The organism is Streptomyces sp. NPDC021012, assembly GCF_044333355.1.
In the GTDB taxonomy this organism is placed as follows: Bacteria; Actinomycetota; Actinomycetes; order Streptomycetales; family Streptomycetaceae; genus Streptomyces.
In genome coordinates this window covers 691278-704672 of sequence record NZ_JBIRQU010000001.1, presented here as the reverse complement: position 1 = coordinate 704672, position 13395 = coordinate 691278, and the positions used below count along the sequence as shown (strand labels likewise).

11 protein-coding genes are annotated in these 13395 nt (G+C 71.8%); all 11 read left to right on the top strand.

All coding sequences use genetic code 11. The annotated features are described in order from the left end of the window. Positions 1 to 134 precede the first annotated feature (134 nt). Positions 135 to 1424: a DUF6716 putative glycosyltransferase gene (locus ACH4TP_RS03220; protein ID WP_398187081.1), complete on the top strand. Its 1290-nt coding sequence runs from the start codon at positions 135 to 137 to the stop codon at positions 1422 to 1424. Beyond that, positions 1424 to 2701, top strand: a complete 1278-nt coding sequence (locus tag ACH4TP_RS03215; protein WP_398435436.1) for a cytidylyltransferase domain-containing protein — start codon at positions 1424 to 1426, stop codon at positions 2699 to 2701. The genes ACH4TP_RS03220 and ACH4TP_RS03215 overlap by 1 nt, the downstream gene beginning before the upstream one ends. A gap of 11 nt (positions 2702 to 2712) precedes the next feature. Next, on the top strand, positions 2713 to 3606 hold the full coding sequence (locus tag ACH4TP_RS03210) for an N-acetylneuraminate synthase family protein (protein ID WP_398435434.1): 894 nt from the start codon (positions 2713 to 2715) through the stop codon (positions 3604 to 3606). After that, on the top strand, positions 3603 to 4697 hold the full coding sequence (locus tag ACH4TP_RS03205; protein WP_398435432.1) for a hypothetical protein: 1095 nt from the start codon (positions 3603 to 3605) through the stop codon (positions 4695 to 4697). The genes ACH4TP_RS03210 and ACH4TP_RS03205 overlap by 4 nt, the downstream gene beginning before the upstream one ends. A gap of 116 nt (positions 4698 to 4813) precedes the next feature. After that, positions 4814 to 6034 (top strand): amidohydrolase, encoded by a 1221-nt coding sequence (locus tag ACH4TP_RS03200; protein ID WP_389220504.1) that lies wholly within the window; start codon positions 4814 to 4816, stop codon positions 6032 to 6034. Between the two features lie 336 nt (positions 6035 to 6370). Next, a complete protein-coding gene (locus ACH4TP_RS03195) occupies positions 6371 to 7429 on the top strand; it encodes a BMP family protein (protein WP_398187069.1) in 1059 nt (352 codons plus the stop codon). Positions 7430 to 7545: 116 nt separating this feature from the next. After that, on the top strand, positions 7546 to 9255 hold the full coding sequence (locus tag ACH4TP_RS03190) for an ABC transporter ATP-binding protein (RefSeq protein ID WP_389220498.1): 1710 nt from the start codon (positions 7546 to 7548) through the stop codon (positions 9253 to 9255). Next, positions 9252 to 10367 (top strand): ABC transporter permease, encoded by a 1116-nt coding sequence (locus tag ACH4TP_RS03185; RefSeq protein ID WP_389220495.1) that lies wholly within the window; start codon positions 9252 to 9254, stop codon positions 10365 to 10367. Before ACH4TP_RS03190 ends, ACH4TP_RS03185 begins: the two co-directional genes overlap by 4 nt. Then, on the top strand, positions 10364 to 11626 hold the full coding sequence (locus ACH4TP_RS03180; RefSeq protein ID WP_389220493.1) for an ABC transporter permease: 1263 nt from the start codon (positions 10364 to 10366) through the stop codon (positions 11624 to 11626). The genes ACH4TP_RS03185 and ACH4TP_RS03180 overlap by 4 nt, the downstream gene beginning before the upstream one ends. Further along, entirely contained in the window at positions 11623 to 12018 is a 396-nt protein-coding gene (locus ACH4TP_RS03175; protein ID WP_389220490.1) for a cytidine deaminase, read from the top strand. The genes ACH4TP_RS03180 and ACH4TP_RS03175 overlap by 4 nt, the downstream gene beginning before the upstream one ends. Positions 12019 to 12100: 82 nt before the next feature. Then, positions 12101 to 13378, top strand: coding sequence for a thymidine phosphorylase (locus ACH4TP_RS03170; RefSeq protein ID WP_389220487.1), 1278 nt, complete (start codon positions 12101 to 12103; stop codon positions 13376 to 13378). Positions 13379 to 13395 lie beyond the last annotated feature (17 nt).

Below are 13395 nucleotides of genomic sequence, written 5' to 3'. Positions count from 1 at the left end.
GCCTTTCCCCACGGGGGGATTCAGCCTCCGCCTGTCCGGTAAACGACCCGCTTCAGCGGGCGGAGAGGCTCTGTTCACCGTTTGTTGCGGCCCAGTTGGGCCGGAAAGGGGAATGCCCTTCTAGCGTCCTCGACGTGCCAGCAAGTACCAGAGAAGCAGTACGGATCGCCGTACTCGCCGACTCCGACACCCGGTGGAAATGGGGCGCCCTCACCGCGCGCCGCATCACCACGGCGGACGCCGAACCCACCGGTTTCGTCCTGCGCGGACGGGCCACCCCCACCGCACGCCAGCTCGCCGAGACCGGGGTCTCCCGGGTCGCCCCGCGCGAGGTGACGGGCGCGGAGTTCCTGCGCGCGGTACGGGACGCGGAGGCGCGCGGCGAGGGATACGACGTCCTCGTGCTCGCGCTGGTCGGCGGCACCGTGCGCGCCGTCCTGCAGGGTCTGGCCGACCTCTCCCTCGACCGCCGCCCGGTGATCGTCACCGGCTACGTCGGCGTCGTGTACGAGAAGCTGACCGACGGCCTGCTGCTGCGCCACGGCGCCGACGTCGTCCTCGCCAACTCCCGCCACGACGCGGAGCGTTTCCGCGCCGTGTACGAGGGCGTGGGCGCCGGCGCCGACTCGGTCGTCGAGGCCGCGCTGCCCTTCCTCGGCGGCGCCCCGCACGCCCCCGAGGCCGGCCGCGACACCCTGGTCTTCGCCGCCCAGCCCTCCGTGCCCGCCACCCGGGCCGAACGGGCCTACGTGCTGAGGCGGTTGGTCGAGCACGCCCGCCTCCGCCCGGACCGCGAGGTGCTCCTCAAGCTCCGCTCCAAGCCGGGCGAGCACACCACGCACCTGGAGGAGTACCCCTTCCAGAAGCTGGTCCGCGAGCTCGACCCGCCCTCCAACTTCCGCCTCGTGTACGGGCACATGGGCGAGGTGCTCGACCGCACCGATCTCCTCGTCACCGTCTCCTCCACGGCCGCCCTCGAAGCGCTCCACCGCCGGATCCCCACCGCGATCCTCACCGACCTCGGGGTCCGCGAGGCGCTCGGCAACCACCACTTCGTCGGCTCCGGCCTGCTGACCTCCTTCGACCGGCTCGACAAGGGGGACGCGCCGGAGCCCGACGAGAGCTGGCTCGCCCGGCAGGGCGTCGCCTCCGACGGCTCGTACGGGGAGGCCTTCGACGCCGCCCGCGACCGGGTCGCCGAGCTCCTCGCGCTCCCCGCGCTGCCCCCGATCAGCCCCTACTACACCGCGGAGACGGCCCCCGGCTACCTGCCCGGGATCCTCGCCCGCCACCGCCTGGACGTCACCGCGCCCGAGCCCCGCGAGAGCGGGATGCGCCGGGTCGTCCGGGAGGCCGCGCGGGGCGCGTACCGCCACGGCGTCCAGCGCGTCGCCCCCGTCATCCGCCGCCTGGGAGAACTCTGATGAGCGCCACCGCCCCGCCCGCCGCGACCCCGGCCGCCGAGCCCGCCACCGCCGCGACCCCGGCCTCGGAGCCCGCCGCGACCCCCGTCGAGGGCCCCGCGCCCGTCGTCCTCGCCGTCGTCCCCGCCCGGGGAGGCTCCAAGGGCGTGCCCGCCAAGAACCTCGCTCCCGTGGCCGGTGTCCCGCTCGTCGCGCGGGCCGTCCGCGCCTGCCTCGGGGCCCGGCACGTCACCCACGTCGTGGTGTCCACCGACGACGAGGCCATCGCGGCGGCGGCCCGCGGCGCCGGGGCCGAGGCCGTCCGGCGGCCCGCCGGGATCGCGGGCGACACGGCCACCAGCGAGGCCGCGGTCCTGCACGCGATGGACGCCTTCGAGGCCGTCCACGGCCGCCCGGCCGACGTGGTCCTCCTCGTCCAGTGCACGAGCCCCTTCCTCACCTCCGCCGAGGTCGGGGAGACCGCCGGACGGATCACCTCGGGCGCCGCCGACACCGCCTTCACGGCCGCCCCGACCCACGGCTTCCTCTGGCGCGAGACCGCGACGGGCGCCGAGGGCGTCAACCACGACAAGGCGTACCGCCCGCGCCGCCAGGACCGGGAGCCCGAGTACCTGGAGACCGGCGCCGTCTACGCGATGGACGCGACCGGCTTCCGCACCCACGGGCACCGCTTCTTCGGCCGCACCGCGCTCGTCGTCACCGACCCGGCCCGGGTCCTGGAGATCGACGACCCGCACGACCTCGCCCGCGCCAGGGCCCTCGCGCCGCTCCTCGACGAGCCCGTCACGCCCGGCTTCGCCGACGTCGACGCCGTCGTCCTCGACTTCGACGGCACCCAGACCGACGACCGGGTCCACCTCGACGCCGAGGGCCGCGAGTTCGTCTCCGCGCACCGCGGCGACGGCCTCGGCATCGCGGCCCTGCGCCGCGCCGGACTGCCCGTCCTCATCCTCTCCACCGAGCAGAACGCCGTCGTCGCCGCCCGCGCCCGCAAGCTCAAGATCCCCGTCCTGCACGGCATCGACCGCAAGGACCGGGCCCTCAAGGAGTGGTGCGAGGCCGAGGGCATCGACCCGCAGCGCGTCCTCTACGCCGGCAACGACGTCAACGACCTGCCCTGCTTCCACCTCGTCGGCTGGCCCGTCGCGGTGAGCAGCGCCCACGACTCCGTACGGGCCGCCGCCCGCGCGGTCACCGTCACCCCGGGCGGCTCCGGGGCGATCCGCGAGATCGCCGCCTGGCTCCTCGGACCCGAGCTGAACACCCCCAACCCGTGAGGAACAGCACCATGAGCACCCGTCTGCGCACCCTCGGCGACAAGACCGCCGGCCCGGGCCGGCCCGTGTACATCACCGGCGAGATCGGCATCAACCACAACGGCGAGCTCGAGAACGCCTTCGCGCTCATCGACATCGCCGCCGAGGCCGGCTGCGACGCCGTCAAGTTCCAGAAGCGCACCCCGGAGATCTGCACCCCGCGCGACCAGTGGGACATCGAGCGCGACACCCCCTGGGGCCGGATGACCTACATCGACTACCGCCACCGCGTGGAGTTCGGCGAGGACGAGTACCGCGCCATCGACGAGCACTGCAAGAAGCGCGGCATCGACTGGTTCGCCTCCCCGTGGGACACCGAGGCCGTCGCCTTCCTGGAGAAGTTCGACGTCCCCGCCCACAAGGTCGCCTCCGCCTCCCTGACGGACGACGAGCTGCTCCGCGAGCTGCGCGCCACCGGCCGCACGGTCATCCTCTCCACCGGCATGTCGACGCCGAAGCAGATCCGCCACGCGGTCGAGGTCCTCGGCAGCGACAACATCCTGCTCTGCCACGCCACCTCCACCTACCCGGCCAAGGCCGAGGAGCTCAACCTCCGCGTCATCCAGACGCTCCAGGAGGAGTACCCGAACGTCCCGATCGGCTACTCCGGCCACGAGACCGGCCTCCAGACCACCCTGGCCGCCGTCGCCCTCGGCGCCACCTTCGTCGAGCGCCACATCACCCTCGACCGCGCCATGTGGGGCTCCGACCAGGCCGCCTCCGTCGAGCCGCAGGGCCTCCAGCGCCTGGTCCGCGACATCCGCACCATCGAGACCGCGCTCGGCGACGGCGTCAAGAAGGTGTACGAGTCGGAGCTCGGCCCGATGAAGAAGCTCCGCCGGGTCCAGGACGCCGTCGCCGCATGACCGGGCAGCTGGCGTTCGTCGAGAGCCCGGTCCAGCTGCTCAATGTCCTGGAGTGGGCGCACACGCAGAACCCCGGTGTCTCGGCCGTCTCCGCGACGGAGGCGGACGCCACCGCCCTCACGGTCGTGGTGCTCTCCCCGACCGACCCCATGTCGCGGGGCCAGCTGCGCCGGATGGCCCAGCTGGCCCGCGACCAGGGCCTCACCGTCCGCTGGCAGGAGGCCCGCGGCGGCCGGGGCGCGCTCGTCCGCACCCTGCGGGAGCTCGCCCGGCCGCTGCGCTCGGCGGAGCGGGTGATCATCGGCGACCCGTTCTCCCGGTACGTCCAGCTCCTCCTGACCCTCTTCGCCCCCCGGCACCTGACGGTCGTCGACGACGGCACCGCGACCATGGAGTTCGCCGCCCAGCTCGGCCGCGGCGAGCGCCTGGTCCGCTGGCACCGCAAGGGCAGCCTCGGCCCGCGCGAGCTGGTCCTCGCGCCGGTGACCACGCTCGCCCGCCGCAGGCTCGCCCCCGCCCGGGGCCGTACCGTCGAGATCTTCACCTCGCTGCCCGTGGAGGCCCCGCCGGGCGTCACGGTCACCGAGAACGCGTACGCCTGGACCCGGGACACCTTCGGCCCGCCGCTGCTCACCGGCGGCGCGGACCTGGTCGGCACCTCGCTCGTCGAGACGGGCGTCGTCGACGCCGACCACTACGCGCGCGTGGTGAGCGAGCTCGCCCGCGCCCACGGTGCCACCCGCTACTTCGCGCACCGCAGGGAGAGCGCCGAGAAGCTGCACCGGATAGCGGTCGACACGGGCCTCCAGGTGGTCCGGCCCGAGCTGCCCCTGGAGCTGATCGCCCGGCGCGGCCCCATCGGGCGCACGGTCGTCAGCTTCCCGTCCACGGTCGTGCACACCCTGCCGCTGGCCCTCGCCGGCACGGGGGTGAAGGTCGCGGTCATCGACATAGCGCCCGAGTGGCTGCGGGCCACCGCCTCACCGCGCGCCCAGGGCTTCCTGTCCGGGATCACGGGCACCGCGGCGCACGAGGTCGACCGGCTCACCGCCCGCGCGTCGCATCCGGCCGACCGGCTCGAATTCGGCTGAGCGTACCCACAGGGAGTGAGGTTCATGCGTGCGAAACCGAGATTCTTTCCCCTAAGGGGCTGAAATTCTCGTGATCAACGGGCAGTTGACCCTTCGACGGGCCTACCCTTCAAAGGGTGAACCAGTTGAAGTCCCGTGAGCCAGGCTCCGTCACCCTGCCCGGAACGCTGTCCGACTCCCTGCGCGCCGAACTCGTCGCGTTCCGCAGGGACTTGCACATGCACCCCGAGCTGGGGAACCAGGAGTTCCGTACGACCGCCGCGCTCAAGGCCCGCCTGGAGGCGGCCGGCCTCGCGCCGAAGGTCCTCCCGGCCGGCACGGGGCTCATCTGTGACATCGGCACCCGGGCGCCCGGCCGGGACGTACTGGCGATCCGCGCCGACATCGACGCGCTGCCCATCCCCGACGTCAAGACCGTCGCCTACCGCTCCACCGTGGCCAACCGCGCCCACGCCTGCGGACACGACGTCCACACCACCACCGTCCTCGGCGCCGGGCTCGTCCTCGCCGAGCTCGACCGCCGCGGCCTCCTGCCGAACGCCGTGCGGCTGATCTTCCAGCCCGCCGAGGAGGTCCTGCCCGGCGGCGCCGCCGAGCTCGTCGAGGCCGGGGTCCTGGACGGCGTCGGCCGGATCATCGCCGTCCACTGCGACCCCCGGGTCGACGCCGGGAAGATCGGGCTCCGGGTGGGCCCCATCACCTCCGCCTGCGACCGCCTGGAGGTCACCCTCGACGGCCCCGGCGGCCACACCGCCCGCCCGCACCTCACCACCGACCTCGTCACCGCCGTCGCCCGGGTCGCCACCGACGTCCCCGCCGTCCTCGCCCGCCGCGTCGACGCCCGCTCGGGCCTCTCGCTCACCTGGGGCCGCATCGAATCCGGCCACGCCCCGAACGTCATCCCGCAGCACGCCGCGCTCTCCGGCACCGTCCGCTGCCTCGACCTGCCGGCCTGGCGGGACGCGCCCGACCTGGTCCACGCGGCGATCGACGAGATCGCGACCCTGCACCGGGCCAAGTCGACCGTCACCTACGTCCGCGGCGTCCCCCCGGTCGTCAACGACCCGGTGATCACCGAACTGCTCCACGACGCCATGGCGGCCCGCCGCGGACCGCACGCGATCGAGGACACCGAGCAGAGCCTCGGCGGCGAGGACTTCTCCTGGTACCTGGAGCACGTTCCCGGCGCCATGGCCCGCCTCGGCGTCCGCACCCCCGGCGACGCCCGGATCCGCGACCTGCACGCCGGCGACTTCGACGTCGACGAGCGGTGCATCGAGACCGGGGTGGAGCTCTTCACGGCCGCGGCCCTGCTCGACGCCGCACCGGAGCGCTGACGACCACCCGCCGGGGCCGTGACGGGCAGTGATCATCGCCACCTCCCGGCGGTGATCAACGCCACGCCGAAAGCGTTGAAATCCGGCCGGACCGCGCACTCAGTCGTCCGGCCCAGGGCCCGGCGTGTCCCTGCCCAGGGCCTCCCCGATGCCCGGACCGGCCTGTATAACCGGCAGTGCCGGGCCGAACGCCCCCGGTCGCCTCGCCTGGCCGGTTCGCGACGATCCGATAACGACTCATGAACGGGTCTTTAACTGACATCTACGCGCGTTACGATCGCGGCGAAACCAGCGCCGGAAGAGGCGCTTTCGGTCAGTCTCGAAGGGACCCTCCTCTTGCGCCGGATCACCAGGATCACGACCGTGGGCATCGCCACCGCGGCGCTCGCGCTCTCCGCCACCGCCTGCGGCAAGTCCTCGAACGACACGAGCTCCAGCTCCACCTCCGGCTCCAAGGCCACCAAGGTCGCCATCGCGTACGACATCGGCGGCCGCGGCGACCAGTCCTTCAACGACGCCGCCTACGCGGGTCTGAAGAAGGCCGAGGACGAGCTCGGCGTCAAGGGTGCCGAGGCCGAGCCGTCGCAGGGCGAGAGCGACGCCGACAAGGTCGCGCGCCTCACCTCGCTGGCCCGCGCCGGGAACAACCCGGTCATCGGCGTCGGCTTCTCCTACGCCCCGGCCATCGCGAAGGTCGCCAAGTCCTTCCCGAAGACCACGTTCGGCCTCATCGACGACACCTCGGTGACCGCCCCGAACATCGCCAACCTGGTCTTCAACGAGGAGCAGGGCTCCTACCTGGCCGGCGTCGCCGCCGCCAAGACCTCGAAGACCGGCACCGTCGGCTTCATCGGCGGCGTCGAGGTCCCGCTGATCAAGAAGTTCGAGGCGGGCTTCACGCAGGGCGTCAAGGACACCAACCCCAAGGCGAAGGTCCTCACCCAGTACCTGACCCAGCCGCCGAACTTCGACGGCTTCTCCAAGCCCGACCTGGGCAAGGCCGCCGCGCAGGGCCAGATCGACAAGGGCGCCGACGTGATCTACGCCGCCGCCGGTCTCGCCGGTTCCGGCTCGATCGAGGCCGCCGCGACCGCCGGCAAGTGGGCCATCGGCGTCGACTCCGACCAGTACAACCAGGCGGGTCTGGCCAAGTACAAGGACCACATCCTGACCTCGGTCACCAAGAACGTCTCGGGCTCCGTCTTCAACCTGATCAAGTCGGTCAAGGACGGCAAGCCGGAGTCCGGCGAGGTCCGCTACGGCCTCGCCACGGACGGCGTCGGCCTGGCCGACTCCAACCCGGCGTACAAGAAGATGACCGACGTCATCGCCGCCGTGGACGCCGCGAAGAAGAACATCGTCGACGGCAAGATCACGGTCAAGACCGCTCCGTAAGGACACCAGGTCACGACCTGAGCCCGGGCCCGGCGTCCGGTGGCACCCCCACCGGACCCGGGCCCCGGCCCCATTCCCGTACGGGTTTTCACTTTTCGGCAGTGCTACGCGTGTAGATGTCTCCCTGGCACGATAACTTCACCCCGCCCTGCCCTCCCGCTCCCACTCCTTCCGGCCAAGGAGAGTGCGTCATCAACGCGTCCAGCCCCCCTGCCGTAGAACTGCACGGCATCACCAAGCGATTCCCCGGCGTCGTCGCCAACAAGGACATCGCCATCACGGTCCGCAAGGGCACCGTGCACGCCCTCATCGGCGAGAACGGTGCCGGCAAGTCGACCCTCATGAAGATCCTCTACGGCATGCAGAAGCCGGACGAGGGCACGATCGCCGTCGACGGCGAGCAGGTCACCTTCTCCAGCCCCGGTGACGCCATCGCGCGCGGCATCGGCATGGTGCACCAGCACTTCATGCTCGCCGACAACCTCACCGTCCTGGAGAACGTCGTCCTCGGCGGCGAGAAGCTCTACGGCATCGGCGCCAAGGCGCGGAAGAAGATCCAGGAGATCTCCGACGCGTACGGCCTCGGGGTCCGCCCCGACGCCCTCGTCGAGGACCTCGGCGTCGCCGACCGGCAGCGCGTGGAGATCCTCAAGGTCCTCTACCGCGGCGCCAAGATCCTCATCCTCGACGAGCCGACCGCCGTGCTCGTCCCGCAGGAGGTCGACGCGCTCTTCGACAACCTGCGCGAGCTCAAGTCCGAGGGCCTGACCGTCATCTTCATCTCGCACAAGCTGGGCGAGGTCCTGAAGGTCGCCGACGACATCACCGTCATCCGCCGGGGCACCACGGTCGGCACCGCCGACCCGAAGACCGCCACCACCAAGCAGCTCGCCGAGCTGATGGTCGGCAGCGAGCTGCCCTCGCCGGAGACCCGCGAGTCGACGGTCACGGACGTCCCGATGCTGAAGGTCGAGAACCTGACGCTCCTGGAGAGCGGCACCGGCGGCGCCCCGCTGACCACCGCCGCCCCGGCCGACCCGGCCGCCGCCGTCACCGTGCACGAGGAGGTCGCGGCCGGCCGCAAGCTCCTCGACGACATCTCGCTCACCATCCACAAGGGCGAGATCCTCGGCATCGCCGGTGTCGAGGGCAACGGCCAGACCGAGCTCATCGAGGCCCTCATGGGCATGGCGACCCCCGACGCGGGCGTCATCAGCCTCGACGGCGAGGACATCTCCAAGCTCCCCGTGCGCAAGCGCCGCGAGGGCGGCATCGGCTACATCCCCGAGGACCGCCACCGCCACGGCCTGCTCCTGGAGGCCCCCCTCTGGGAGAACCGGATCCTCGGCCACGTCACCGAGGCCCCCAACTCCAAGCGCGGCGTCCTCGACCCGAAGGCCGCCCGCAAGGACACCGAGCGGATCGTGCGCGAGTACGACGTCCGCACGCCCGGCATCGACGTCACCGCGGCCTCCCTCTCCGGCGGCAACCAGCAGAAGCTGATCGTCGGCCGCGAGATGAGCCACGACCCCAAGTTCCTGATCGCCGCCCACCCCACCCGCGGTGTGGACGTCGGCGCGCAGGCGCAGATCTGGGACGCGATCCGGGACGCCCGCCGCGAGGGCCTCGCGGTGCTGCTGATCTCCGCCGACCTCGACGAGCTGATCGGCCTCTCCGACACCCTCCGGGTCATGTACCGCGGCAAGCTCGTCGCGGACGCCGACCCCGCCACCATCACGCCCGAGCAGCTGGGCTCCGCCATGACCGGCGCGGCCACCGGCCACCTCGAAGGCACCGAGCAGTCCGAAGACGGTGACGCCCGATGATGAAATTCGACAAGGACAAGCTGATCATCGGGGCCGCCGGCCCGGTGCTCGCCCTGGTCACCTCCTTCGTGCTCACCGTGCTGGTGCTGGCCGCGACGGGCCTGGACCCGATCGAGCCGATCCGTCTGATGATCGAGAACGCCGGGTACTCCGACGTCCAGGTGCTGATCGTCAACCAGACCGGGATCTACTACCTGGCGGCCCTGGCCGTGGCCATCGGCTTCCGGATGAACCTCTTCAACATCGGCGTCGACGGCCAGTACCGTCTCGCCGCGATGGTCTCGGCGCTCGTCGGTGCGGCCGTCGATCTGCCGGGCCCGCTGCACATCCTGCTGATCGTGCTCGTCGCCATCGCGACCGGTGCCCTCTGGGCCGGCATCGCGGGCGTCCTGAAGACCACCCGCGGTGTCTCCGAGGTCGTCTCCACGATCATGCTCAACGCCATCACCACCTCCCTGGTGGCCTGGCTGATCCTGCCGAAGAACTTCGGCGTCCAGCCCGCCGGCTCCAACGACCTCACCACCGGGGAGATCCCCGAGTCCGGCTGGTTCCCCGGCATCGACATGGGCGAGGGCGGCCAGATCTACGGCTTCACCTTCGTCGCGCTCGCGCTCGGCGTCGTCTACTGGTTCGTCATCAACCGCACCCGCTTCGGCTTCGACCTGCGCGCCACCGGTGAGAGCGAGTCCGCGGCCCAGGCCAGCGGCGTCGACGCCAAGAAGATGATCCTCACCGCGATGCTGATCTCGGGCGGCCTCGCCGGTCTGTCCGGCATGCCGATCCTGCTCGGCGAGTCGCACACGTACAGCCTCGCCTTCCCGGTCGGCGTCGGCTTCACCGCCATCACCGTCGCCCTGCTCGGCCGCAACCACCCGGTCGGCATCCTCTTCTCGGCCCTCCTCTTCGCGTTCCTCGACAAGGCGTCCTCCAGCCTGGACATCGCGGGGTACCCGAAGGAGATCACCCAGATCATGCAGGGCATCATCGTGATCGCCGTGGTCGTCTCCTACGAGCTCGTCCGCCGTTACGGCCTCCGCCGCCAGCAGCAGAAGGTCGGCGAGCAGCTCGCCGCCGGCGGCGCCATCAAGACCGACAAGGAGGTGGCGGCATGAGCACCGGCACCGTTGCCAAGCCGAGCGCCGCGCCCCAGAAGGCCGGACGCCGCAAGCTGACCTGGCCCTGGATCCTGCTGATCGTCGCGGCCGGCCTCGTGCTCTTCTCGCTGGTCCGGGTCGTCTCCGGGGCCGACGACCTCACCTCCGTCGGCCAGATCTCCGGCGCGCTCCAGCTCGCCGTGCCGATCGCCATGGCCGGTCTCGGCGGCCTGTGGTCCGAGCGCGCGGGCGTCGTCAACATCGGCCTCGAAGGCATGATGGTCCTCGGCACCTGGTTCGGCGCCTGGGCCGGCTACCAGTGGGGCCCGTGGACGGGCGTCGTCGTCGGCATCCTCGGCGGCGCGGTCGGCGGCCTCCTGCACGCGATCATCACCGTCACGTTCAACGTGAACCACATCGTCTCCGGTGTGGCGATCAACATCCTCGCGGTCGGCTTCACCCAGTACCTGTCGAACTTCACCTTCGACAAGGCCGAGGGCGGCTCCTCCAAGCAGTCCCCGCGCATCGACCCGATCACCGACATCACCATCCCGGGGCTCTCGGACTGGCTGTCGGACCTCCACGGCAAGCACTGGTTCCTGATCTCGGACATCGCCGGCATCCTCGGCGGCCTGGTCACCAACCTGTCGCTGCTCACGATCGTGGCCGCCCTGCTCATCGTGGCCACCTGGTGGGTGCTGTGGCGCACGGCCTTCGGCCTGCGGCTGCGCTCCTGCGGCGAGAACCCGGTCGCGGCCGAGTCCCTCGGCGTCAACGTCTACAAGTACAAGTACATCGCCGTCGTCGTCTCCGGCGGTCTCGCCGGTCTCGGCGGCGCGTTCCTGGCGATCGTCTCCACCGGCATCTACCAGGAGGGCCAGACCGGCGGCCGCGGCTACATCGGTCTCGCCGCGATGATCTTCGGCAACTGGATGCCCGGCGGCATGGCCATGGGCGCCGGCCTCTTCGGCTTCACCGACAGCCTCAAGCTGCGCGGCGGCGCCGAGAACGTCCACGCGCTGCTGCTGCTCGTCGCGCTGCTCCTGGTGATCGCCGCCGCGTGGCAGCTGTACAAGAAGAAGTACGTCCCGGCGGTCGTCGCCGCGGTCTTCGCCGTCGGCTTCTTCCTCTGGTACGCGCTGACCGACCAGGTCCCGAGCCAGTTCGTCGACGCCGCCCCGTACATCACCACCCTGCTCGTGCTGGCCCTCTCGGCGCAGCGCCTGCGGATGCCCAAGGCGGACGGCCTGCCGTACCGGAAGGGCCAGGGCAAGTGACGACGGCGCCCGACTGGGAGGCCCTGCGGGTCGCGGCCCGCGAGGCGATGTCCCGCGCGTACGCCCCGTACTCCGGCTTCCCGGTCGGCGCGGCGGCCCTCGTGGACGACGGGCGGACGGTCTCCGGCTGCAACGTGGAGAACGCCTCCTACGGCCTGAGCCTGTGCGCCGAGTGCGGGCTCGTCTCGCAGCTCCAGGCGACCGGCGGCGGCCGGCTCACGCACTTCGTGTGCGTGGACGGCCGGGGCGAGTCCCTGGTCCCGTGCGGGCGCTGCCGGCAGCTCCTGTACGAGTTCGGGGGCCCCGAACTGGTCCTGGAGACGCCCGCCGGGTTCCTCACCCTGGCGGACATGCTTCCGCAGGCCTTCGGGCCCGACCACCTCGCCAAGTAGCACCTCGGAGCGACCCTTCCGGCACGATGGGAGGGTCGCTCCCCTTTCCTCCCCCCTCTATGCGCGTAGAAAGAGGCACACCATGGACGTCATCTCCGTCATCCGTACCAAGCGGGACAAGGGCGAGCTGAGCCCCGAGCAGATCGACTGGGTCATCGACGCGTACACCCGGGGCGTGGTCGCCGACGAGCAGATGTCCGCCCTGGCCATGGCCATCCTGCTGAACGGCATGAACCGCGCGGAGATCGCCCGCTGGACCGCCGCGATGATCGCGAGCGGCGAGCGCATGAACTTCGACTCGCTCTCCCGCCCGACCGCCGACAAGCACTCCACCGGCGGCGTCGGCGACAAGATCACCCTCCCGCTCGCCCCGCTCGTCGCCGCCTGCGGCGCGGCCGTGCCGCAGCTCTCCGGCCGCGGCCTCGGCCACACGGGCGGCACGCTCGACAAGCTGGAGTCCATCCCCGGCTGGCGCGCGCTGCTCTCCAACGAGGAGATGCTGCACGTCCTCGACACCACCGGCGCGGTCATCTGCGCGGCGGGCGACGGCCTGGCCCCGGCGGACAAGAAGCTCTACGCGCTCCGCGACGTCACCGGCACGGTCGAGGCGATCCCGCTGATCGCCTCCTCGATCATGTCGAAGAAGATCGCCGAGGGCACCGGCTCCCTGGTCCTGGACGTCAAGGTCGGCACCGGCGCCTTCATGAAGAACATCGAGGACGCGCGGGAGCTGGCGCGCACGATGGTGGGCCTCGGCACGGACAGCGGCGTCAAGACGGTCGCCCTCCTCACCGACATGTCCACCCCGCTCGGCCTCACCGCGGGCAACGCCCTGGAGGTCCGCGAGTCCGTCGAGGTCCTCGCGGGCGGCGGCCCGAAGGACGTCGTCGACCTGACGATCGCCCTCGCGGCCGAGATGCTCGACGCGGCCGGCATCAAGGACGCCGACCCGGCGAAGGCCCTCGCGGACGGCTCGGCGATGGACGTCTGGCGCCGCATGATCGCGGCCCAGGGCGGCGACCCGGACGCGACCCTCCCGGTCGCCCGCGAGCAGCACGTCGTCACCGCCCCCTCCTCCGGCGTCCTCACCCGCCTCGACGCCTACGACATCGGCATCGCCGCCTGGCGCCTGGGCGCGGGCCGCGCCCGCAAGGAGGACCCGGTGCAGGCGGGCGCCGGCGTCGAGCTCCACGCCAAGCCGGGCGACACGGTCACGGCGGGCCAGCCCCTGCTGACCCTCCACACGGACACCCCGGAGAAGTTCGACTACGCCCTCGGCTCCCTGGAGGGCGCCTGGGACATCGCGGCCCCGGGCACGGAGTTCACCCCGAACCCGATCGTCCTGGACCGCATCGCCTGACGTCCGGGCCCGCGAAG

Excerpts from the sequence above, each read along its gene's own strand:
- ACH4TP_RS03170 (WP_389220487.1), top strand. The coding sequence starts at position 12,101 with ATGGACGTCATCTCCGTCATCCGTACCAAGCGGGACAAGGGCGAGCTG.
- ACH4TP_RS03190 (WP_389220498.1), top strand. The coding sequence starts at position 7,546 with ATGTCTCCCTGGCACGATAACTTCACCCCGCCCTGCCCTCCCGCTCCC.
- ACH4TP_RS03185 (WP_389220495.1), top strand. The coding sequence starts at position 9,252 with ATGATGAAATTCGACAAGGACAAGCTGATCATCGGGGCCGCCGGCCCG.
- ACH4TP_RS03205 (WP_398435432.1), top strand. The coding sequence starts at position 3,603 with ATGACCGGGCAGCTGGCGTTCGTCGAGAGCCCGGTCCAGCTGCTCAAT.
- ACH4TP_RS03210 (WP_398435434.1), top strand. The coding sequence starts at position 2,713 with ATGAGCACCCGTCTGCGCACCCTCGGCGACAAGACCGCCGGCCCGGGC.
- ACH4TP_RS03180 (WP_389220493.1), top strand. The coding sequence starts at position 10,364 with ATGAGCACCGGCACCGTTGCCAAGCCGAGCGCCGCGCCCCAGAAGGCC.
- ACH4TP_RS03215 (WP_398435436.1), top strand. The coding sequence starts at position 1,424 with ATGAGCGCCACCGCCCCGCCCGCCGCGACCCCGGCCGCCGAGCCCGCC.